A 23694-nucleotide genomic window follows, 5' to 3' on the forward strand; every position below is an offset into this window, starting at 1 on the left:
CTTACTAAAAAACAAACAAAATATTATTAAACATTAACTTCTTTCTTTTTAGAATATTCAAACATTATATTACCATATCTACTTTTTAAATACATATATATTTTTGGTAGTTTTTTTGAATAAATCTTCCAATTCAATCAGAAAATAATGGCAAAAAAGAAGAGGAGTTTACATATGGATACGGTAACATTAGCAAGAGCATTTTTCGGTTCTTCATTAGCATTCCACATTATCTTTGCAACACTCGGTGTCGGACTTTCATTGATGATTTTTATAAGTGAAATATTCTATCACTGGAAGAAAGATTCCGATTACGCCATTATGGCAAAAAGATGGACGAAAGCGTTCGCCATCCTTCTCGGTGTAGCAATTCCGACTGGAACAATCGTTGGTGTGCAAATCTCACTTCTTTGGCCTGGTTTTGCCAAAATTGTTGGGCAAGTTATTTCTGTTCCCTTTCAAATTGAGATTTTCGCCTTCTTTTTAGAGGCTTTGTTCATGTCCATTTATGTATATGCAGCTGACAAACTACCTCCATTCATGAGATTAATCTCGCTATTCTTCGTCATGATTGGTGCCACGGCATCTGCCGTGCTTATTACATCAGCAAATACATGGATGAATACACCCGCGGGATTTTCAATGGGACCAGATGGATCCGTTTTTAACGTTGATCCGTGGAAAGCTTTCTTTAATCCGAGTTTTGGCACAAGCGCATTCCACGTTGTGATTACAGCCTACGCAACTGGAGCTGCTGTCATTGCCTCTATCGCTGGATTTAAATTATTAAAGAAAAATTTAAGTGAACGTGAAGTAGCATATCATAAAAAAGGACTGCTGTTAGGACTCGTCGTGACATTTATTACAGGTGCTACGATGTGGCTTTCGGGACACGAATCGGCAATTGCCTTACATAAGCATTCTCCTGAAAAACTTGCATCTGCTGAAGCTTTATTTGAAACGACATCACATGCACCGTTATCAATTGGCGGAGTTGTGGATCCTAACACACTTGAACTAAACTATGCACTAGAAATTCCGAACATGCTTAGCCTACTAGTAGGACTAGACCCTAGCACCGTCGTAAAAGGACTAAATGAATTCCCACAAGAAACATGGCCACCATTTTACACACATACATTATTTAACTTAATGGTCGGCACCGCTGCCTTCACCTTTGCAGTTGCAGCAATTGCCCTCTTATATTGGTACTTTGTTTACCGAAAAAAAGGCGCAGAATTACCGAAGTGGCTTCTTTGGGGAGCGGCCGCATGTGGACCAATTATGATGCTCGGCATTGAATTTGGATGGATTTTTAGCTGTAGCGGTCGTCAGCCGTGGACCATTTATGGTATGCAACGTACAGTCGACGCTTCTACACGCGCTGATTTTGTCGGTCCTTTATTTATTCTATTCATCATTTTATATATTGGACTCGGTATTTTAACTGTTTTTGTACTGCGGACATTCTTTAAGAAACATCCGCTTACAAATGATTTACATCACGAAGGAGGCGATTCTCGTGCATGAGGAAAGTATTGCAATCATCATCTTGTGGGCTCTTATTTTCGTATACAGTATATTAGGTTCCATCGATTTTGGAGCAGGTTTTTGGGGCATGGTATACGCAAAACATCCAACAATCGCTGCCAAGCTTGCCAACCGATACTTATCACCAACTTGGGAAGTAACAAATACATTTCTCGTCTTTGTCGTTGTCGCTTTTCTCGGTTTCTTTCCAAAAGCCGCTTTCACCCTTGCGACAGTGATGTTTGTACCAGTTATGTTAATTTTAATACTCATTGCAATTCGCAGTACATTCATGGTATTTGCTTACTCTGTGCCAAAATATCAGTACCTTCTTCGGGTTATTTCAGGTATTACTGGGCTCTTAATTCCAGCCTTATTAATTACCGTTTTACCTGTTACAGAGGGAGCTTATATTACAATGTCTGAAGGAAAAGAAGTATTACTGTATGGAAAACTTCTTTCTAGCCCGGTTATCTATTGCTATATGCTCTTCGGGCTAACTTCGGAACTATTTCTCTCTTCTCTCTTTCTTGCTGATTTTGCGAGAGAGCAAGGTTCAGAAGATTCGTATAGAGTTTATCGAAGAAACGCCATCATCCTTGGCCCTGCAACACTCGTTACGGCGATTATCGCCCTCGTTGTAATGGACCCGGAAACACACTGGCTTATGCAAGGACTTATAAAGCAATTCCCATGGTTTACAGTTTCTATCGTTTTATTCGTTATCGGGTACTCTTCTCTTTGGTGGACAAACAAGAAGTATGACTCACTAGGATACCCTCGTATTGCCGTTTTAGCAGTCGTCGCTCAATATGCATTTGCAAGTTATGCTTACGGTGTCGCTCATTTACCGTATATTATTTATCCTGATGTAACTGTATTTACAAGCTTTACAACGGTCGAAACATTCTATGCATTGCTTATTTTATATGCAATTGGGATTGCAATTTTATTACCAGGATTTATTTTCTTCTGGAATTTATTCTTGAAGGATCGAACTTTTTTGAAGGAAAAATAATATAGCCTTGGAGTCTGTTCCAAAAATCATATTGGGATGGGCTCCTTTTTTCATGTTTTGTCGATAAGTCCATATATTTTAAAAATCGCTGATATATTTCGAGTTGCGCTAGTATATCTCCATAATTGCCCATATAATTTTCATTTACTATCTTACCGCCCCACTAATTTACAGACTCCTCTCACGATAGTTATTTCACTATTCGTGACACTTGTCCTTTCACTTGAAAAACACATATTCACTTTATTCCATTATATGTCTAGTTCTTCCTATTTTTTGTTGAATATACTATCAATACAAACTTGAGACAAGCTACATTTGTTCAAAGGAAAATAGAAAGGTAGGCAAAATATGAGCATTGAAATATGGATTACTATTATTGTATTCTTCTTTACGATGATTGTTATCTTTTGGCGACCCCGTGGTTTAAATGAGGCGTGGCCGGCAGCAATTGGCGCTGGCATTATCTTGATTACTGGACTTGTATCAAGACCAGACGTCATGGACATTATTAGTAAAATTGGCGGTGCCTCTATAACAATATTAGCGACCATCGTTATGGCGGTTATATTAGAAAGCTTCGGCTTCTTCCACTGGTCCGCAGCGAAACTTGCAAATTTAGCAAAAGGCTCCGGTCGCCGTTTATACTGGTATATTCAATTATTATGTTTTCTTATGACTCTTTTATTTAATAACGACGGTAGTATTTTAATTACAACTCCAATTTTAATTCTTCTTCTAAAAAACCTTCAATTAAAACCGCATCAACAAATTCCTTATTTATTAAGCGGCGCCTTAATTGCCACTGCTTCTAGTGCACCAATTGGTGTAAGTAATATCGTAAACTTAATCGCATTAAATATTGTGAATATGACTCTTTATATGCACACAGCTATGATGTTTGTACCTGCAACATTAGGACTATTGTTTATGTCATGGCTTATGTATACAGTTTTAAAGAAAAAGCTACCAGAAAGATTACCTGTTTCTTCATATGATATCGAAGAAATTTTCTTCACGAAAAACTTCCATCCGTTAAAAGGAAAAAATTCCGTTGATACGAAACAAAAACGTACAAAATTCATGTTAAAAGTATTAGGATTCGTCTTCCTTATGCGCTGTCTTCTATTCGTTGCATCCTTCTTATCGATTCCAATCGAAATTGTTGCCGTACTTGGTTCACTCGTTCTTCTCATCTGGAGATGGTACTACTTACGAACAAACCCAGTCGATATTTTGAAAAAGACACCGTGGCACATTTTAATTTTCGCTTTCTCTATGTATGTCATTATTTACGGGCTTCATAACGCAGGATTAACAGCGGCGCTTGTAAATTGGCTTGAGCCATTGGTAAGTCAACATCTACTCTATGCTAGCTTTGCAATGGGTGGACTCGTTTCCCTCCTCTCTAACGTCTTCAATAACCATCCTGCACTTATGATTGGTACAATCACATTAACAGAAATGGGACTAGATCCAGTCACATTGAAAACTATCTATCTCGCAAACATTATTGGTAGTGACATCGGTTCACTATTATTACCAATCGGTACGCTAGCTTCCCTCATTTGGATGTATATACTGAAACAAAACAAAATTAAAGTAAAATGGAAAGACTATTTAAGTGTATCCCTTATCGTTATTCCTCTCACAACAGTCGTCACATTATTCCTCTTATACTACTGGGTACACCTCTTCTTCGCCTTATAAAGTGAAACTTTAATCAGCCCTCACCAATCGGACTTTAATGGGCAGCCCGACCCCCACCTAAATTCTTTGCTTTCGCTGAATTTTGAGGTGGGGGTCTTACTGCCCATTAAAGTGGGATAAACGACAGAAGCCCGCTTTGCTACCGTCTTAGCAAAGCGGGCTTCTTCTATATTTAAGTTAGGTACTACAGTGTGATCAATCAAGTAAAGAGGTGTAACGTGTTATTGGTATAAATGACTACCAGTGTCTTTAAATTCTTTCGCTTTCTCTTTCATTCCTTTTTCAATTGCTTCTGTCGTTTCTAAATCATTTTCTTTTGCGTATTCACGAATATCATGTGAAATTCTCATACTACAAAACTTCGGTCCACACATTGAGCAGAAATGAGCCGTTTTCGCGCCTTCTGCTGGCAATGTTTCATCGTGATATTCCATCGCACGTTCAGGATCTAAAGATAAATTAAATTGATCGCGCCAACGGAATTCAAAGCGAGCTTTTGAAAGTGCATCATCACGCTGATGAGCCGTTTTGTGTCCTTTCGCCAGATCAGCCGCATGTGCAGCGATTTTGTACGTAATAACTCCCTCGCGAACATCATCTTTATTCGGTAAACCTAAATGTTCTTTCGGCGTTACATAACAAAGCATCGCCGTTCCAAACCAGCCAATCATCGCAGCTCCAATTGCGGATGTAATATGGTCATAACCTGGTGCAATATCTGTCGTTAACGGCCCAAGAGTATAGAACGGCGCGCCCTGACAAATATCAAGTTCTTTCTCCATATTCTCTTTAATTAAGTGCATCGGTACATGCCCAGGTCCTTCAATCATCACTTGCACATCATGTTTCCAAGCAATCTTCGTTAATTCACCAAGTGTTTCAAGTTCAGAAAACTGTGCTTCGTCATTTGCATCTGCAATCGAACCTGGACGTAATCCATCTCCAAGAGAGAACGAAACATCGTACTGCTTCATAATTTCACATATCTCCTCGAAATGAGTGTATAGGAAGTTTTCTTTATGATGGAATAAACACCACTGTGCCATAATTGAACCACCACGTGAAACGATACCTGTCGTACGCTTTGCAGTAATTGGAATGTAACGAAGTAATACGCCTGCGTGAATCGTAAAGTAATCAACACCTTGCTCCGCTTGCTCAATTAACGTATCACGATACACTTCCCACGTTAAATCTTCTGCAATTCCATTTACTTTTTCCAGCGCTTGATAAATCGGTACAGTTCCAACTGGTACAGGCGCGTTACGAATAATCCACTCACGCGTCGTATGAATATTTTTACCTGTAGATAAATCCATAATCGTATCTGCACCCCAGCGCGTTGCCCACGTCATCTTCTCTACTTCTTCTGCGATAGAAGAAGATACAGCAGAGTTTCCGATATTTGCATTAACCTTCACGTGGAAATTACGTCCGATAATCATTGGCTCTGCTTCCGGATGGTTAATATTCGCTGGTAAAATAGCACGGCCTTCCGCGATTTCCTTACGAACAAACTCAGGCTCTACTCCTTCACGAATCGCAACATATTCCATCTCAGATGTAATGATGCCATTACGCGCATAATGCATTTGCGTAACGTTGGCCCCTTGCTTCGCTCTAAGCGGCTGGCGATCCATTTGCGGGAAAACAGGTGTATGTTTCGAAGCCACCTTCACACCGTCATCCTCTGGTTTCACTTCGCGCCCTTCGTATGCTTCTACATCCTCGCGCTCTATGATCCAAGAGTGGCGCGGCGTTGGAATCCCCTTTTCCAACTCCACCTTATACGCAGGATCTGTATAAGGACCGCTCGTATCATATACACGAATTGGAGGATTCGGAACGCCGTTTGTATCGCTTTGTTCAATCTCACGCATCGGCACTTTCATACCTTCTCGTGGTCCATCCACATACACTTTCTTACTTCCTGGTAAACTCGATTTCAATTCAATTTGCTCAGCTGAAACAGACTGTTTCATAACCTTTGTTGCCCCCCTGTACGTGACAAGGACGAGATATGGCCAGCGTATGCCAAAATAAAAAGAGCCAGGTCCATAAAAAATAAGGACCTGGCTCATAAAGACATCATTATGTAAAGCCGTTAACTTCCCTACGCTGGTACGAGCCAGATCAGGTCCAAAGGGTTAAGAAGTTCACGCGCTTCTCTCTCAGCCTACGCATACGTTAGGCACCCCTAGTTTATCACTGATTTAATTTTCAATACTTTCCCATCATACACGATAATCTGAAAAATGCAAAGTTTATTTCTTTTGTTACTTATGGAATCATCCACGTTAAATAATATGCCTGTACATACGTCATAATACCAACAATAATTACGAAAAATAAACTATGCTTCACTGTAAAGCGAAATAAATCTGATTCTTTTCCAGCAAGTCCAACTGCCGCACAAGCAATTGCAATCGATTGCGGAGAAATCATTTTTCCTGTTACACCGCCCGTTGTATTTGCTGCAACGAGAAGCACTTCAGATACACCGACTTGCTGTGCTGTAATCGCTTGTAAATTCGAGAACAGTGCATTCGCTGACGTATCAGAGCCTGTTAAGAATACCCCAATCCAGCCCAGGAATGGTGAGAAGAACGGGAATAGTCCGCCAGTTCCTGCAAGCGCTAACGCTAATGTAGAAGATAGACCAGAATAGTTTGCGATAAATGCGAATCCTAATACGAATCCGATAGATAGAATTGGCATTTTAAGTTCATTTAACGTTTCTTTAAATGTCGTTACTGCATCTTTTGCACTCATTTTCAAAATAAAGATAGAAATGATACAAGCAATTAAAATTGCTGTTCCTGTTGCTGATAATACATCAAACTTCAAAATTGCCTCGTACGGCGTCGGTTTATTTACAATTGGTTCTGCTTTCATTACTAAATTGTGTAAGCCTGGAACTTCAAACTTAAACACGAGGCTTTCCAATGCGCCGCCTGGAGCAAATAATGCCTTAAAGAAGCTTTGGCTCCAAATGACTACCATCACAGTTAAAATAATGAATGGAGACCATGCTTTTACGACTTTTCCTACTGTTAGTTTCGGCATAGATGTTGCCGTCGTTGTCGCAGCTACTTCACTATTTGCTTGTTTAGACTGATAAATTTCTTTCGGCTGCCAAACTTTTAAGAATAGCGATAAACTCACTAAACTTACAAGTGCTGACGTAATATCCGGAAGTTCTGGTCCTAAGAATGTCGCTGTAATGAACTGCGTAATTGCAAATGAGCTACCCGCTACAAATAAAGCAGGCCATGTTTGTCTTACCCCTTTAAACCCATCCATTAAAAATACGATAAAGAACGGAACAAATAATGATAAGAACGGTAATTGATGTCCAGCCATTTGTCCAATTTTATGTGGATCAATACCTGTTACTTGTCCAGCAACTGTAATTGGAATCCCCATCGCTCCGAACGCTACCGGTGCCGTATTTGCGATCAAACAAAGACCCGCTGCATATAAAGGATTTAATCCAAGACCTGCAAGAAGCGCTGCTGTAATCGCTACTGGTGCACCAAATCCTGCTGCTCCTTCTAAAAATGCTCCGAATGAAAAACCGATTAAAATAACGAGTAAACGATGGTCATTCGTAATGGACAATACAGATGCACGAATGACATCAAATTGACCTGTTTTCACAGAGATTTTATATAAAAATACCGACATAATGATAATCCAAGCAATTGGCCATAGTCCGTATAAGAAACCATATCCGGTCGCTGCCATCGCCATTGTGAACGGCATCTTATAAGCGAATAACGCCACTAAAATTGTAAGTACAACTGTAATAAACCCTGCCACATACCCCTTCATGCGGAAAACTGCTAAAGCTAAGAAAAAAAAGATAATCGGAATAAGTGCGACCGCTGCCGAAATCCAAATGTTTCCGAACGGATCATAAACTTGTGTCCATGTGTTCATTGTTCTCTCCCCCTAAAGAATCCCCTTTTAAATAGAATAACCTCATCAATATACTATCAGGTCATCATACCTTTAAGTCTAAAATAAAAAACGTCCAAGAAAACGTTTTCATTAATTCTATCACAACAATTTCCATTACGGAAGATTTTTTTGAAAATTTAATTTTCAACCTAGAAATCTTACAAAAGCGTCACGTTCTTGTAATGTTCATCGATAGGAAGCTCGCCACATTTCCTGCATAATAAAAGTATAACAACGGACATTATTTATGAGGTGATATATATGAACGGAAACAAAATATTAGCAGCTTTATCATACTTTAGTGTATTATTTGCCCCTATCTTATTCCCTATTATTGTGTGGATTGTGGGAGATTCTGAAACGAAACCACATGCAAAACGCGCTCTATGGACACATATCATTCCAAGTATCGCGTCATTCATTGGCTTTATTATTCTAGGAATTATGGGGATTGGATCGAATCAACCAGACGTAACACTTGGCATTGGAGCAATGATTGTCTTATGTATTTGCGGTATTATTAGCTTATACTACTTCATTTGGAACATCGTAAAAGGTATTAAAGTACTGAAAGCTTAATTTTAAACAAACGTTTGATTAAAACAGCACACATAATAATAAATGAAGCGTTATCGGCGATACGACAACCTTTTAATAAAAAAAAACGTCCCAAAATACCTTTTGGGACGTTTTTTTATCTTCTGCGTTTCTTCTTTTTTCTCATCATTTTCTTGCGGCGCGTGTTCACTTTATCCGCTATAATGTGAAGCGTGCTTGCGACAACAATTCCCATTACAAACGTTACAATTTCAACTTCATGCTTCTTCGCAATTTCTATTAAATTCCCGTCAAGCGCGATTATATTTAATAGGAATAAAAACGGAGAAAACACAATTAACATGTATGCAATACGAATCACATCACCAAGTATAATTGTATGTGTAAAGAAGGAGCGATGCGGCATGACCTTCTTATACGGATACCAGAATATACGCAGGAATCCCCATTTATTATACGCATTACTATACGTATCTAAATCGGGCGTTAAAAATGTAGTACCTACTAAAAATCCAATTGCAAAAGTTAATAAAAAATCAAAGTTTGTTAATCCATACGAAAAGAGCATAAACAAAACAACCGGAAGGGATATTAAGTTTATTTTCGTATGTGTTCTTCCTGATGGCATAATGCACTTCCTCGCTTACGTTCGCCCTGTCACTATATGACAGTTCTCACCTATTGATCTAATTTCTGATCGATAAAGGATGTGTCTATATCCGAACCAAACCATTCTGCCAACTTCACTCGTGCCTTATCTTTCACATCATCATTGACGTATAACGACGCTTGTAATAGTGCAGCCATTAACGCCCCTAAATCATCCGTATAACCAATTCCAGCAACGAAATCTGGAATCGCATCAATCGGTGCAATAAAATAAGCAAGTGCTCCAATTACAATAATTTTCACCCGTTTTGGAACATCTGGTTTCTGCAAAACGTAAAACAATAATAAACTTGCATAAATGACCGACTGCCCTGCTTGCTTTGCAACATGTTTTACTTTCTTCCAAAACGCTTCAACTGAAAATTTTTGTTCCATGAAAAAGCCTCCCTATTTTTTAAAAGAAATAAGCTACAATATGTTATTAGTAAAAGTTCATCAAAATTACACATAATCTATCAATGAACTTTCATTGTAACAAACAAACGAAAAAAGAACAAGTGTTCGTTAATTTTTACACAATTTCCTTCATATAATAGGTTTCTAGATAACCACTTACCCATTGTCATTTCTTATTTCTCAACAAGAAAATTTTCACTTTCACTTAACATTCTGCTCTACCTTTGTTATATTTTCTAGTTGACGGACATATAAACGAATGTTAAAGTTTTCTCTGGTAGTGACAAATCTTATACAAAAAATGTAAAATGTTATAGTGTTTCTCAGAAATGAATTTTGTTGTATAATACAGAAATGACGTTATGCTTATGAGCAACACAAGAAACTAAAAGGGTATGCATAGTTATAGTCGTATATGGGTGAATATAGAACCTCTAATTATGGCCAAGAAAACTATGTATTTTTTATTTTAGCATTTTTCGCTCCAAAATCGACCAAGCCTGATAGAGAAAGGGTGGAAATGAATGAAAGAAACCTTGAAATCACAATTTCAAAATGTGCGTTTCACTGTATTCGTAGCTTTAGCCGTATGGTTAAAGACATATCTTATTACTCGCACAAGCTTTGATTTAAAACTTGAATCTTTCATGCAAGAATTCATTTTATTCCTTAGCCCATTAGCAGCATCATTACTGCTTGTTGGTCTTGCATTATTTGCAAAAGGGAAAAAACGTAACTATATAGCACTTGGAATTAATTTTGTTTTAACAATCGTTCTTGTTGGTAACGTAATGTTCTACGGATTCTACAATGACTTCGTTACTTTACCAGTACTAGGACAAACATCTAACTTTGGAAGTTTAGGTTCTAGTGTGAAAGAATTGTTTAACTACAAAATTATCCTTGCATTTGCTGATATTATTGTATTCTTCATTTTATTGAAGAAGATGAAGAATTTTGCACCGACAGAACGTGTAGCACGCCCAATGCGTTCCCTATACTTCGTGTCAACAATTGCTATTTTCTTCGCAAACTTAGGACTGGCAGAAGCTGAGCGCCCTGAACTATTAACACGTTCATTCGACCGCGTTATGCTTGTTAAAAACTTAGGTTTATATGTACACCAAGTGTATGATCTTGGCTTACAAGCAAAATCAAGTTCACAAAAAGCCTTTGCTGACGGTAGTAAATTACAGGAAACAGAGAACTATGTAAAAACAACGCAAAGCAAACCAGATCCAAATATGTTTGGTACTGCAAAAGGGAAAAACGTAATTGTTGTCTCTCTTGAGTCATTACAAACATTCTTAATTGGTGCAACAGTTAACGGACAAGAAGTTACACCGTTCTTAAACCAATTTACGAAAGAAAGTTATTACTTTGATAACTTCTTCCATCAAACTGGGCAAGGAAAAACATCTGATGCTGAATTCTTAGTAGATACTTCAATGTATCCACTAGACCGTGGTGCTGTATTCTTCACACACGGTAATAACGAATATACAGCAACTCCAGAAATTTTACGTGAGCAAGGATACCACACATCAGTATTCCACGCGAACAACGCAACATTCTGGAACCGTAACATTATGTATCCGGCACTTGGTTATGATCGTTACTACAATGAGCTTGACTATAAGATTACGCCAGAAACGAAATTAAATTGGGGATTAAAAGATATCGAATACTTCGATCAATCTATCGATATGTTAAAAGAAGTGAAGCAACCGTTCTATACGCGCTTCCTTACTTTAACAAACCATTACCCATTCACTTATGATGAAAGCACGAAATTAATCGATGAATACAATTCTGGTGATGGCGTATTTGACCGTTACATGGTAACTGCTCGCTATTTAGACGAAGCAATGAAACACTTTATTGAGCGTCTAAAAGCAGAAGGTATTTACGACAACTCAGTTATCGTATTCTACGGTGATCACTACGGTATTTCTGAAAACCATAACCGTGCAATGGCACAGTTCTTAGGAAAAGAAGAAATCACTGCATTTGACCATATGAACTTACAAAAAACACCGATGTTTATTCACGTTCCAGGTCAAAAAGAAGGTAAAACAATTTCAAAACCAACTGGTGAAATTGACATTAAACCAACAATTCTAAACTTACTTGGTGTAGATTCTACGAATCAAATTCAATTTGGTCACGATGTATTCTCACCTGATAATAAAGGATTCGTTGTTCTTCGTGACGGTAGCTTCGTTACAGATAAGTACATGTACACGAACAGTACATTCTACGACCGTAATACTGGCGAAGTTGTACAATTACCAAAAGAAGAATCTCAACCACTCATTGATCGTGCTCAAAATGAATTGAACATGTCTGACAAAATCATTGAAGGTGACTTACTTCGCTTCTCTGAAAGTAACAAGACCAAAACTGGTGAAGTAAAGACAGCTATTAAAGAAGAAAAGAAGAGTGCTGAGTAATCTCAGCCTCTTTTTTTTATATTTCTCCATACAATTACTTATATTCATTAACTTTAACATTACATAACCTTTACCAAATATTCACATAGAATTAACGAAACATCTCTATAATAAAATATGTAAACGAGGTTCTCTATATTTCTTATCTCTCATCTGTAATAAGATCCCTTAAAGAAATATTTGAATCGTTTATTTCTACTTTCTTATAATTGTCTTTCAATATGTTTTGTTTCTATACACAAAACATTCAATAAGACGATGTCCCTATGAATGATAGCTACCCTCCTTGTGCAGCATTCCATAAGAATGTTGCTTTTTTTTATCTAAAAGCAGGATTCTTATTTCTTATTTTCGAATTTGTATATACAAAATGCTGTAAATCACTACTACTTCTCTACACTTTACAAATACATATACGTCATATGTAAAGAATTACTCACATAAAAATTACTGTAGTGGTTTTTATTCTGAACGAATTAAAATTTCACTTCACTTATGTACTTATGAAAGGATGGGACGTAAATTGGCATATGAAAGATTTGTACTTTGGAATGATGCAGTTATTGATACAACGAAACAAAAAGAGTACATAGAACTTGAAGAAAGAGGCTTGCAGTTTGGAGATGGTGTCTACGAGGTTATTCGCTTATATAAAGGGAACTTTCACTTATTAGATCCGCATATCACAAGATTATATCGCTCCATGGAAGAAATAGAATTAACACTCCCTTTCTCAAAGGCAGAACTGATTATCCTACTCTATAAACTAATCGAAAATAATAATTTCCACGAAGATGGAACGATTTATTTACAAGTATCTCGTGGTGTACAAGCTCGTACCCATACATTCTCATATGACGTCCCTCCAACAATCTATGCCTATATTACGAAGAAAGAAAGACCCGCGTTATGGATTGAATATGGTGTACGTGCTATATCAGAACCGGATACGCGCTGGCTACGCTGCGATATTAAATCATTAAATTTATTACCAAATGTATTAGCTGCTACGAAAGCTGAACGTAAAGGTTGTAAAGAAGCACTTTTCGTGCGAAATGGTACTGTAACTGAGGGAAGCTGTTCTAATTTCTTTCTCATAAAAAACGGAACTCTTTACACACATCCAGCTAATCACCTTATTTTAAATGGTATTATTCGTCAATATGTCCTTTCTTTAGCGAAAACCCTTCGTATTCCAGTACAAGAAGAACTTTTCAGTATTCGTGATGTTTATCAAGCAGATGAATGTTTCTTTACAGGAACAACGATTGAAATTTTGCCGATGACTCATCTTGATGGAACCGCAATTCAAGGTGGCCAAGTTGGACCTATCACAAAAATGCTGCAAAGATCATTTTCTCAAAGCTTGTTACAATCCAATATGTCATCTTCTTAAACACGTATAATTTCTATCCTTTCTACATTCAATATATGTATTTAAATGGAAATCAAGGTATAGATTTATGCCTTGATTTTTTTTTGTAATCTTTTTGTCATATTCAGATTACCGCATAAGTCTTGACAGTAATCGACATGCTCTTTAGAATTTTTAACAGTTGGTAAATATTTCTTCACTACATTACAGACAGAAAGGAATCGACAAATTATGAAAAAATACCTTGCCGGTCTTGCGGCAGTGTCTGTAGCAGGAGGAGCAGCACCTACACTTGATAGTGTTCAAGCTGCCCCTGAACAAAATACACAAAAAGCTGCTACAACTGTCCAAGCTTCTGCATCAAACAGCTCATCTTATACGGTAAACGCTAGCGTATTACATGTTCGTGCAGGATCAAGTACTTCTCACGACATCATCTCTCGCGTTTATAACGGTCAATCACTAAACGTGATTGGCGAAGAAAACGGTTGGTTCAAAATTAACGTTAATGGACAAACTGGCTTTGTTAGCGGCGAATTTGTATCAAAAAATGGAGCAAGCAATTCTAATGTAAGTACAACAGGTGGAAAGAATAAAGTTACTGCTGATGTATTACGTGTACGTACTGCTCCTAACACTTCTAGTTCTGTTTCAGGACGTGTATATGAAGGACAAACATTAAACGTAATTGGTCAAGAAAATGGTTGGGTGAAAATCAATCATAATGGACAAGTTGGCTATGTAAGTGGCGAATTCGTATCTGGTGTTTCTTCTAATGCAGGTTCTTCAAACAACAATACGAATAATAACAACCAAGAATCTGTAAAACCAGCAAGCGGAAACTATACAGTAAATGTATCTTCCCTTCGTGTTCGTACAGGTCCTAGCACTTCTCACACAACTGTAGGTTCTGTTACAAAAGGACAAGTTGTACAAGTTGTTGGCGAAGTTCAAGATTGGTTCAAAATCAATTATGCAGGCCAAACTGCTTACGTAAGTAAAGACTATGTAACAAAAGGCGGTTCTAGTGACAACGTTACACAAGGTAACAACCAAAATAATAATCAAAACAATAATGTAACCGTTCAAACAGGTGGTACTTACGTTGTTAACGCAACATCTCTACGCGTTCGTACGGGCCCTGCTACTTACCATAGCGTAATTGGTGGCGTATTAAATGGTACGACATTAAACGTAATTGGATCTGAAGGTAGCTGGTTTAAAGTTAACTATCAAGGAAAAACAGGCTACGTTAGTAGCGAATTCATGAAATTCGTTAAAGGTGGCACTACTACTCCTGAGCAACCAAAACAACCTGAACAACCTAATCAAGGTGCAATTGGTGACTACTACATTAATGCTTCTGCACTAAACGTACGTAGCGGCGAAGGTACAAATTATAGAATCATAGGTGCACTTCCACAAGGGCAGAAGGTTCAAGTAATCTCTGAAAACTCTGGATGGAGCAAAATTAACTACAACGGTCAAACTGGTTATATCGGAACACGTTACCTCTCTAAAACACCAGTTGGTGGCGCAGTAGATAATAAGCCTAACAACAACCAAAATAACAATCAAAACAATAACAACAATAATACAGGTAATAATAGCGGCGACAGTTCTTCCATACTTGCATATGCAAAATCAATGCAAGGCGTACCATACGTTTGGGGCGGAACTTCTGCTACTGGTGTAGACTGCAGTGGTTACATCTACCACGTATTTAAGAAATTTGGTCATAACATTAGTCGTCAAAGTGTTGCAGGATATTGGAGCAGCTTACCAAAAACTTCAAGCCCACAACCAGGTGATTTAATTTACTTCCAAAATACTTATAAAGCAGGTCCTTCTCATATGGGTATTTACCTTGGTGGCGGATCATTTATTCAATCTGGAGATAAAGGTGTAGCAATTGCTTCACTAAGTAACTCTTATTGGAGTAAGCACTTCTTAGGTTATACGAAAGCACCTTAAGTTATATTTTTAGAGCCTTCTAGATTACTAGAAGGCTCTTTTTAATGTGTATAACCTATTTCCCTGAAAAAATAATGTATCTATTTTCTTATTTCATACACTACATTCTACAATAATGACCCATAACGTTATCATAATGTATATTTTCACATAAAAAACATAACCTATTTCATGTCTATTTATTTTATATGTGTTTTTTTAAAGAATTTTCTTTTTATTTAAACTTTTCGTTAGACGTTTGACCTCTGATGTCCATTATGATAAGTTACTTAAGATGTTATATTCGCAGAAGTATAGACAACTGGTTTATACACTTTTTTTACTATGAGGAAGGAGCATACACTGCATGAATCTTTTATGGGGAATTGGCGGCGTGATTGGAGTATTAGCAATTGCTTTCTTACTATCTTCCAACCGCAAAGCTATTAATTGGCGCACAATTTTAATCGCGCTAGCATTACAAATGTCATTTTCATTTATCGTATTACGCTGGGATGCCGGAAAAGCAGGTTTAAAATACGCTGCAGATGGCGTTCAAGGATTAATTAATTTTTCTTACGAGGGAATTAAGTTCGTTGCTGGGGATTTAGTCAACGCAAAAGGCCCTTGGGGATTTGTTTTCTTCATTCAAGCACTACTTCCAATTGTATTTATTAGTTCATTAGTAGCAATCTTATATCATTTCGGTATTATGCAAAGATTTGTTAGTGTCGTTGGTGGCGCATTAAGCAAACTTCTTGGAACTTCTAAAGCAGAAAGTTTAAACTCAGTAACAACCGTATTTTTAGGACAAACTGAAGCTCCAATCTTAATTAAACCTTACTTAGCACGTTTAACAAATAGTGAATTCTTCACTATTATGGTAAGCGGTATGACAGCAGTTGCCGGATCAGTCCTTGTCGGCTATGCAGCAATGGGTATTCCGCTAGAACACTTATTAGCAGCAGCAATTATGGCAGCTCCATCAAGTCTATTAATTGCGAAACTAATTATGCCAGAAACAGAAAAAGTAGATAATAACGTTGAACTTTCTACAGAACGTGAAGATGCAAACGTTATTGATGCAGCGGCACGTGGTGCATCTGAAGGTATGCAACTTGTTATTAACGTAGCAGCAATGCTAATGGCTTTCATCGCATTAATCGCTTTATTAAATGGATTATTAGGATGGGTTGGTTCTTGGTTCGATATTAAACTTAGCCTTGATTTAATCTTCGGTTACTTACTATCACCATTTGCAATCTTAATCGGGGTTTCTCCTGGTGAAGCTATACAAGCAGCAAGCTTTATCGGTCAAAAACTTGCAATCAATGAATTCGTTGCATACGCAAACTTAGGACCACACATGGCAGAGTTCTCTGCGAAAACAAACTTAATTTTAACATTCGCAATCTGTGGATTTGCAAACTTCTCTTCTATCGCAATTCAGTTAGGTGTAACAGGAACATTAGCTCCTACTCGCCGTAAACAAATTGCACAATTAGGGATTAAAGCAGTTATCGCTGGTACATTAGCTAACTTCTTAAATGCAGCAGTTGCAGGTATGATGTTCCTATAAATTTATGCAAACCCTCCTCTTTCTAAAGAGGAGGGTTTTTATTATATTCTTTATTTTTTTGATATATGTTAAATACTTACGTCTAAATATAAAAACATTATGATACAATAATTATTAATCTGTTTATTTTTTCTTACAAAAGAGGGATACTACTTGTTGTTGGCCTCCGAAATAAACGAGTCATCCGGTCTATTTCTTAATAATTGCGCATACTACAAGTATCCTTGTATGAATTACCTTTAAGGAGGCAAGTTTTGTGAAAGATAACTTCTATAAAGTCCTCTCTATGTGGATTTTACAAATTTTATTTTATTTTACAACCGTACATGTAACGCAATATGAGCATGCTCTCATTTTTACAATTATATATGTAATTGTTAATGTACTATTTCTATTATTGAATGATAAAACCGCATTTGTTCTCTTTATATTAGGAACCATTATTTCAGTATTCTACCTGTTCTACCAAGCATGGCTTTACTTATGGAGTACATCAGAACAATGGGAATACATTATTACTCACTTCCTAATGGCAGCAAACTTCTTCATTGTATATATCTCCACTCATTTATTAAAGAGGGTTATTCATGAAAATAAAGAATTGACCGAACGTGTGAGAATGTTAGAACAATACATTGGTGAATCTAAATTATTAACGAGACAAGAATTCGAAAGACGACAAGCATTATTAATCAATGCAATGAATCGTCGTAATGAAACAGGCGTTATTATTTACTTTGACTTCACTTCCTTTAGTAAATATACGAAGGAAAGTGTTATGGACCGCGTAGCTTCATTATTAGTTGAAACGATAAGGAATGACTTTGACCTTGCTGCTGAATACGATAATAATACGCTCGTTATTTTATTACAAAACACAAATGAAGCCGGTGCTGACATTGTAATGAACCGCCTAAAACCAAAAATGGAGCAATGGCTTGCTGCTGAAGCAATCCAAGATATAAAAATTTCACGCGAGCAAATTGGAAACAAAGGAAAGACGTTATTATGATGACACTCGTTATACTTCTTTTATTCCTTCTATTTTGTGTACTCGTGTTTTGGATTAGCATTGCATTTTCGATTAAGTATGTACTTATTTTTACAGCCTTTCTATTCTCTGGCTTACTCGTTTACTATTCATTCTTAACACTCGCAGGTTTAGTGCACCGAAATAGTAAACGAAAAGATCGTACGCTAGAACATTATCCAAGCGTCGACATTTTAATACCTGCCCACAATGAAGGAGTCGTTATTAAAGATACTTTAGAGGCGATGGCGAAGATTGAATATCCAGGTAAACTAACTGTTTATTTATTAAACGATAACTCACAAGATGAAACACCTGAAATTGGTGACGATTTTGACAAAGCTTATGCTCACATTCGCCACATTCGTGTTCCGCCTGGTGAACCAAAAGGGAAATCACGTGTATTAAACTATGGTCTTAGTATTTCAGATGGTGAATACTTCTGTGTGTATGATGCTGATAATCAGCCTGAACCACATGCACTGCGAATGCTTGTAGAACACGCTGAAACAACCGAGGATGCTGTTGGAGCTGTTGGTCACGTTCGTACTGTAAATGAAAACAAAAACTGGCTAACACGAATGATTTCATTAGAATTTCAAATCTTCCAGCTCCTTATGCAATCCGGACGCTGGTTACTATTCCAAACAGGTTCACTAACAGGAACAAACATGCTCCTTCGCCGTTCTGCATTAGAAGAGCTTGGCGGCTATGACCCTTATGCAATTGCAGAAGATGCTGAATTAACATTACGAATTACACAAAAAGGCTATCTCCTACCGATCGTGCCGGAATCGATTACATGGGAACAAGAACCTGAGCATTTAAAAATCCTTATTAAGCAGCGTACACGTTGGCTCCAAGGGAACTTATACATTTTAGAAAAAATGTTTTCTTCATTAAGTTTCTTTAAAGGAAAACTTCTCGTCCATTCCTTACAACAAGTTTTAGTGTATGTTGTATTTTGGCTATTCTTAATCATTTCGAACGTTTGGTTTGTAATTGGGTTACTTGGGATATTCCAAATTCAATATAGCATTCCGCTACTATTTATGTGGTATGTCGCATATATTACATATGTTTCTCAATTATTTAGTGCCCAGAGTGTGGAACGAACCTTCACACCAACTAATATTTTTATTAGTGTAATCATGTACTTTACGTACGCACAGCTCTTTACGTACTTATTCATTCGTAGTTTAATTTTATACTTACGTGCAAAGAGCAAGAAACAAGTCATTGGCTGGGATAAAACAGTTCGATTCAAAAAAGATAAATAAAAATAAGCACAGAGCGCCGTATGCTCTGTGCTTATTTATTGCCGTATAAATTATATATCAGACAATACCCCTTAGCTGAAAGTAATTTCACGTCCATCCCCCAACGAACGATCGACCTTCATTTATATACGAAAAAGTGATTGCTATTTTTGTAGAACCAATTGCTTCTCTTGCTGTTCTTTGCGCGTTTCAGTCTTAGGTTCCGTGCTTTCTTGGACACTACGATGTGCCACACGTTTCAAACAAATATGCTTCCACTTTCTTTCGTAACGTTTCATTATTCTAGATGTCCCCCTTGAATGCGCTTTAAAACTATTTGAAATCGCTTACAGGAAATAATATAGCACATATACATAAACGTGACAACACATTTCCGACAATTTTTTGTCAAAAATACAAATAGAATTCGCAACATATCGAACATTGTCGAAATATATCGATTTTCCTTCGTATAAAAGGCATACTACTTATATAGTAAAGTATTTTATTTCCCTGACTTGCAATTAAAATTCCTTCTATATAAAAAAGAGCTGATACATAATCAGCTCTTTTTCCTTCTATTATTTATGACGCTTCATACGCCCTTCTTTTTGTAACTCTTTAAATAATGCTGCCATCATAAAGAAAATAACGAAGACGAATGGGAATGCCGCAATGATAGCTGCCGTTTGTAAAGCTTCTAATCCACCTACATATAATAAGATAGAAGCTAACGCTGCTAGAACGATACCCCAGATCATTTTAATGCGGTTTGGTGGATTTAAACTACCATGTGTCGTTAACATTCCTAAAACGAATGTCGCAGAATCTGCAGATGTAATAAAGAATGTAGAAATAAGAAGAATAGCTAGAACAGATAAAGCCGATCCAAAGCTTCCCATCTGATCAAACATAGCGAATAATCCTACTTCTGTTCCCATCTCTTTAATTTTTTCAAAGATATGTGCATCACCAAACAGTTCCATATGAATACCAGTCCCGCCGAAAACAGAGAACCAAAGTGCACCAATTACGGTCGGTACGAGTAACACACCGATAACAAACTCACGAATCGTACGTCCTCGTGAAACACGTGCAATAAATGTACCTACGAATGGTGACCATGCGATCCACCATGCCCAGTAGAAAATTGTCCACGATTGAATCCATTGATTTCCGCCTTCATCTAATGGACTTAAACGGAAGCTCATGCTTGGCAATTCCTGAATATAAGAACCGATTGTCGAAGTAAAGTAATTCATAATAAAGTTTGTTGGACCCGCAAATAATACAATGATCATAAGTGCAAATGCCAAAATAATATTCGCATTACTTAAATATTTAATTCCTTTATCAAGACCTGTTTGCGCAGATAACATGAAAAGAACGGTTACGATTGCAATAATAACTAACTGTGTCGGTAATGAATTTGGAATAGATGTTAAATAACTAACACCACCTGCAATTTGTTTCGCACCAAGACCTAATGACGTCGCAACACCAAACACAGTTGCGAAAACAGCTAACACATCAAATGAATGAGCAATACGCCCATGTTCTCCGCTTTTAAACAACGGACCTACTGTCGCACTAATCGTACTTGCTTTTCCTTTTCTAAAAGTAAAGTAAGCAATACATAGCGCTACAAACGCATATAGTCCCCACGGATGTAATCCCCAATGGAAGAATGAAAAGCGTAGTGCAAGACGCGCACTTTCCTCAGTTGCACCTTCTCCAAACGGAGGTGCGTATAAATGGTTTAATGGTTCGGCAACGCCCCAGAAAACTAAGCCGATACCCATTCCAGCACTAAATAACATAGCAAACCATGTCATATAACTATAATCAGGCTCGTCATCATCTTTCCCTAAACGAATAGAACCGTATTTCGAAACAATTAAAAAGATAGACACACCTAAAATAATAGAAACAGAAATAATATAGAACCATCCAAACTTACTAACTAATGCAGTTTGAATTGCGGTTGTTACATTTCCTAAGCTACCTTTTCCGATAATAGATTCGGGAATAATCCCCCAAATTGTAAATGCAATACATAATGTTAATGAAACGATGAATGTTTTTGTCAGTTTCCTCATCAAATCCCCCTTCGTAGGTTTCACTTTTGTAAATAACATAAATTCCGATATGTAAAATCGGATAGAAAACTATAATTTTACGGTGATTTTCTTACTTTCACCTTCACCAACTAGAATTCTTATGGACAGCCTTACCTTCCGTATAACCTTTTCACTCTGCAAGAGCTATAAGATCGAAATACTGCTGTCAAATTGTGCGAGAAAAATGCGGATGGGAATGTGTTTTCCCAAAAAAGGATGTGTTACAGATTTAAAAAAGGGCATTTTTCTTCCTTGCAACCCTTTCTTTTTGTAACAATTATGCGGTTTTTTTGCTAGTATATAGCACGTGTTTATAGTTTCACAAACGAAATGTTTATGTTTATATAACTATATTACCCATAAAACGGTAAAATACTCAAGGAATGTAATCGTTTAGTAAACATCATGTAACACTCTTGTAATATTTTTATTTACGCCGAAAACAATATGTTGTATTAAATATTTCGAATATAAGTAGAAACCTACTAATCATATAGAATGAAAAACGCTTTCCTATATTTTTTGTTATATTACAGGATGTTAACGACTGATTACGAATGGTTTGTAATTGTGTGTTTTCCCGAAATCCGAAAAAATCTGTTGCTATAATGAGGACACGAAAACAAACGCAATGGAGGCTATCATGAAAAAATTAATTGGAATAGCAACAGCAGCAGTTTTTGGTCTTGGGATTTTCACATCATCTGCTAATGCAGAAACTGTTGTAACAACAGACGTACTAAATGTACGCGAAAACCCTACTACTGAATCAAAAGTTGTCGGTAAATTACTAAACGGTAATAAAATAGATGTTCAAAATACAGAGAACGGATGGTCAAAAATCACTTTAGATGGTAAAGACACATTCGTAAGTGCAGAGTTCACAAAAAGCATCTACTACGTAACAGCTAACGTATTAAACGTACGTGCTGAAGCGAACACAAACTCAGAAATTCTTGGGACGCTTAAGAAAGACGATATGATCGAAACGACGAACCAAGTACAAAATGAATGGTTACAATTCGAATATAACGGGAAAACAGCTTATGTTCACGTTCCTTTCTTAACAGGTACAGCACCTGTTATTGAGAAACAAGAACAACCTGCTCCTGCTAAAACTGTAGCACCAGCTAAAGCACCTGCAGCACAAGCAAAACAAGCTGCTAAGCCTGCTGTGAAAGCTGCTGAAACTAGCACACCTTCTGGTGGTCGTGAGTTAACAGTTGTAGCTACAGCATATACAGCTCATCCGAGCGAAAACGGTGGCACATACGGTGGCCGTGTATTAACTGCAATGGGTCATGACTTAACAGCGAACCCAAACATGAAAATGATTGCTGTTGACCCGAAAGTAATCCCATTAGGATCTAAAGTATGGGTAGAAGGTTACGGAGAAGCTATCGCTGGAGATACTGGCGGTGCAATTAAAGGTAACCGTATCGACATCCTACTTGGATCAGATAGCGCTGCTCAAAAATGGGGACGCAAAACTGTTAAAGTGAAAATTTTAAAATAACCAATGACTGCTAAGGCCAGTTCTCTTTGTTGAGAGCTGGCTTTTATTTTTTTATAATAGCTATAAGGAGGTTACGCCCATGAATGTACAAGCAAAAGTAAACTGGATCGGTACACCGAAACCGTATATATATAAAGATGAAGTAACATACGACGCTACTTCTATTGATTTTTCACTTGTAGGCGATGACAATCGATATAAATTAATTGTGCTCAAATCTGAAGGAAATACACATTACAAAATTGTCCAATATGGTATCAAACCCGGCTCACAAAAGCCATTTCCTATCGACATTCCATTTGAACAAAACATGTTACCCGTTATAGAACAAATATTACATGATCCATATGTACAAGCGATATTAAAGGAAACGCGCTCATAATTGTAAAAAAGGATACCACCTCGCCAGATTTTTTCGGCTAAGTGATATCCTTTTTGTTTTCCCTTCTTGAACACGAGATATAAACTACAAAATGATGCCGTTCAAAAATATTGAACAACACCTTTCCATCTCCATTCACAGTTACAATACAATAATCCCAATTTCATTTTTTCTGTTTTGAGC

The 23694-nt window shown here is 37.2% G+C and carries 17 protein-coding genes and 1 riboswitch; of the genes, 12 read left to right on the forward strand and 5 right to left on the reverse strand.

Annotation, left to right across the window (positions count from 1 at the left end):
- The first annotated feature begins 174 nt into the window (after positions 1-174).
- The 3 genes from cydA to ACUXEY_RS08690 all read left to right on the forward strand — a co-directional run bounded on the left by cydA (position 175) and on the right by ACUXEY_RS08690 (position 4258).
- The gene (gene cydA / locus ACUXEY_RS08680) at positions 175-1530 is read left to right on the forward strand and encodes a cytochrome ubiquinol oxidase subunit I (protein ID WP_461300478.1); all 1356 of its coding nucleotides are present in this window, start codon (positions 175-177) and stop codon (positions 1528-1530) included.
- The gene (locus ACUXEY_RS08685) at positions 1523-2548 is read left to right on the forward strand and encodes a cytochrome d ubiquinol oxidase subunit II (RefSeq protein WP_144615056.1); all 1026 of its coding nucleotides are present in this window, start codon (positions 1523-1525) and stop codon (positions 2546-2548) included. Before cydA ends, ACUXEY_RS08685 begins: the two co-directional genes overlap by 8 nt.
- A gap of 351 nt (positions 2549-2899) precedes the next feature.
- A complete protein-coding gene (locus tag ACUXEY_RS08690; protein WP_071758476.1) occupies positions 2900-4258 on the forward strand; it encodes an arsenic transporter in 1359 nt (452 codons plus the stop codon).
- A 221-nt stretch (positions 4259-4479) separates the two neighbouring features.
- Here ACUXEY_RS08690 and thiC read toward each other — a convergent pair whose 3' ends face one another.
- Positions 4480-6240, reverse strand: a complete 1761-nt coding sequence (gene thiC, locus ACUXEY_RS08695; protein ID WP_461300479.1) for a phosphomethylpyrimidine synthase ThiC — start codon at positions 6238-6240, stop codon at positions 4480-4482.
- 111 nt (positions 6241-6351) lie between these two features.
- Positions 6352-6467: riboswitch (TPP riboswitch) on the reverse strand.
- A 71-nt stretch (positions 6468-6538) separates the two neighbouring features.
- Positions 6539-8200: an L-lactate permease gene (gene lldP / locus ACUXEY_RS08700; protein WP_166702757.1), complete on the reverse strand. Its 1662-nt coding sequence runs from the start codon at positions 8198-8200 to the stop codon at positions 6539-6541.
- Between the two features lie 282 nt (positions 8201-8482).
- On the opposite strand from lldP, the gene ACUXEY_RS08705 reads away from it, so the two are divergent.
- Positions 8483-8800 carry a DUF4870 domain-containing protein gene (locus tag ACUXEY_RS08705; protein WP_087983179.1) on the forward strand — a complete coding sequence of 106 codons (318 nt, stop codon included), beginning with the start codon at positions 8483-8485 and terminating at the stop codon, positions 8798-8800.
- 115 nt (positions 8801-8915) lie between these two features.
- On the opposite strand, the gene ACUXEY_RS08710 is transcribed toward ACUXEY_RS08705, so the two are convergent.
- Entirely contained in the window at positions 8916-9407 is a 492-nt protein-coding gene (locus ACUXEY_RS08710; RefSeq protein WP_166702758.1) for a metal-binding protein, read from the reverse strand.
- A 50-nt stretch (positions 9408-9457) separates the two neighbouring features.
- Positions 9458-9823 (reverse strand): YkvA family protein, encoded by a 366-nt coding sequence (locus ACUXEY_RS08715; protein ID WP_000435503.1) that lies wholly within the window; start codon positions 9821-9823, stop codon positions 9458-9460.
- 545 nt (positions 9824-10368) lie between these two features.
- Between ACUXEY_RS08715 and ACUXEY_RS08720 the strand changes: the two genes are divergently transcribed.
- The 6 genes from ACUXEY_RS08720 (at position 10369) to ACUXEY_RS08745 (ending at position 19514) form a co-directional block, all read left to right on the forward strand.
- Positions 10369-12297, forward strand: a complete 1929-nt coding sequence (locus tag ACUXEY_RS08720; RefSeq protein ID WP_461300480.1) for an LTA synthase family protein — start codon at positions 10369-10371, stop codon at positions 12295-12297.
- 511 nt (positions 12298-12808) lie between these two features.
- A complete protein-coding gene (locus tag ACUXEY_RS08725; RefSeq protein ID WP_461300481.1) occupies positions 12809-13693 on the forward strand; it encodes a D-amino-acid transaminase in 885 nt (294 codons plus the stop codon).
- Positions 13694-13903: 210 nt separating this feature from the next.
- Positions 13904-15646, forward strand: a complete 1743-nt coding sequence (locus ACUXEY_RS08730; protein WP_461300482.1) for a C40 family peptidase — start codon at positions 13904-13906, stop codon at positions 15644-15646.
- 346 nt (positions 15647-15992) lie between these two features.
- Entirely contained in the window at positions 15993-17204 is a 1212-nt protein-coding gene (locus tag ACUXEY_RS08735) for a NupC/NupG family nucleoside CNT transporter (RefSeq protein WP_001051033.1), read from the forward strand.
- 256 nt (positions 17205-17460) lie between these two features.
- Positions 17461-18216: a GGDEF domain-containing protein gene (locus ACUXEY_RS08740; RefSeq protein WP_461300483.1), complete on the forward strand. Its 756-nt coding sequence runs from the start codon at positions 17461-17463 to the stop codon at positions 18214-18216.
- Entirely contained in the window at positions 18213-19514 is a 1302-nt protein-coding gene (locus ACUXEY_RS08745) for a glycosyltransferase family 2 protein (protein ID WP_461300484.1), read from the forward strand. Before ACUXEY_RS08740 ends, ACUXEY_RS08745 begins: the two co-directional genes overlap by 4 nt.
- Before the next feature lie 560 nt (positions 19515-20074).
- Here ACUXEY_RS08745 and opuD read toward each other — a convergent pair.
- Positions 20075-21592 (reverse strand): glycine betaine transporter OpuD, encoded by a 1518-nt coding sequence (gene opuD / locus ACUXEY_RS08750; protein WP_166702764.1) that lies wholly within the window; start codon positions 21590-21592, stop codon positions 20075-20077.
- A gap of 664 nt (positions 21593-22256) precedes the next feature.
- Between opuD and ACUXEY_RS08755 the strand changes: the two genes are divergently transcribed.
- Entirely contained in the window at positions 22257-23129 is an 873-nt protein-coding gene (locus ACUXEY_RS08755) for a cell wall-binding protein EntA (protein ID WP_461300485.1), read from the forward strand.
- 79 nt (positions 23130-23208) lie between these two features.
- Positions 23209-23511: a DUF3910 family protein gene (locus ACUXEY_RS08760; protein ID WP_461300486.1), complete on the forward strand. Its 303-nt coding sequence runs from the start codon at positions 23209-23211 to the stop codon at positions 23509-23511.
- Positions 23512-23694: the final 183 nt, after the last annotated feature.

The sequence above is a fragment of the Bacillus sp. F9_6S_D1_P_5 genome (assembly GCF_054823925.1).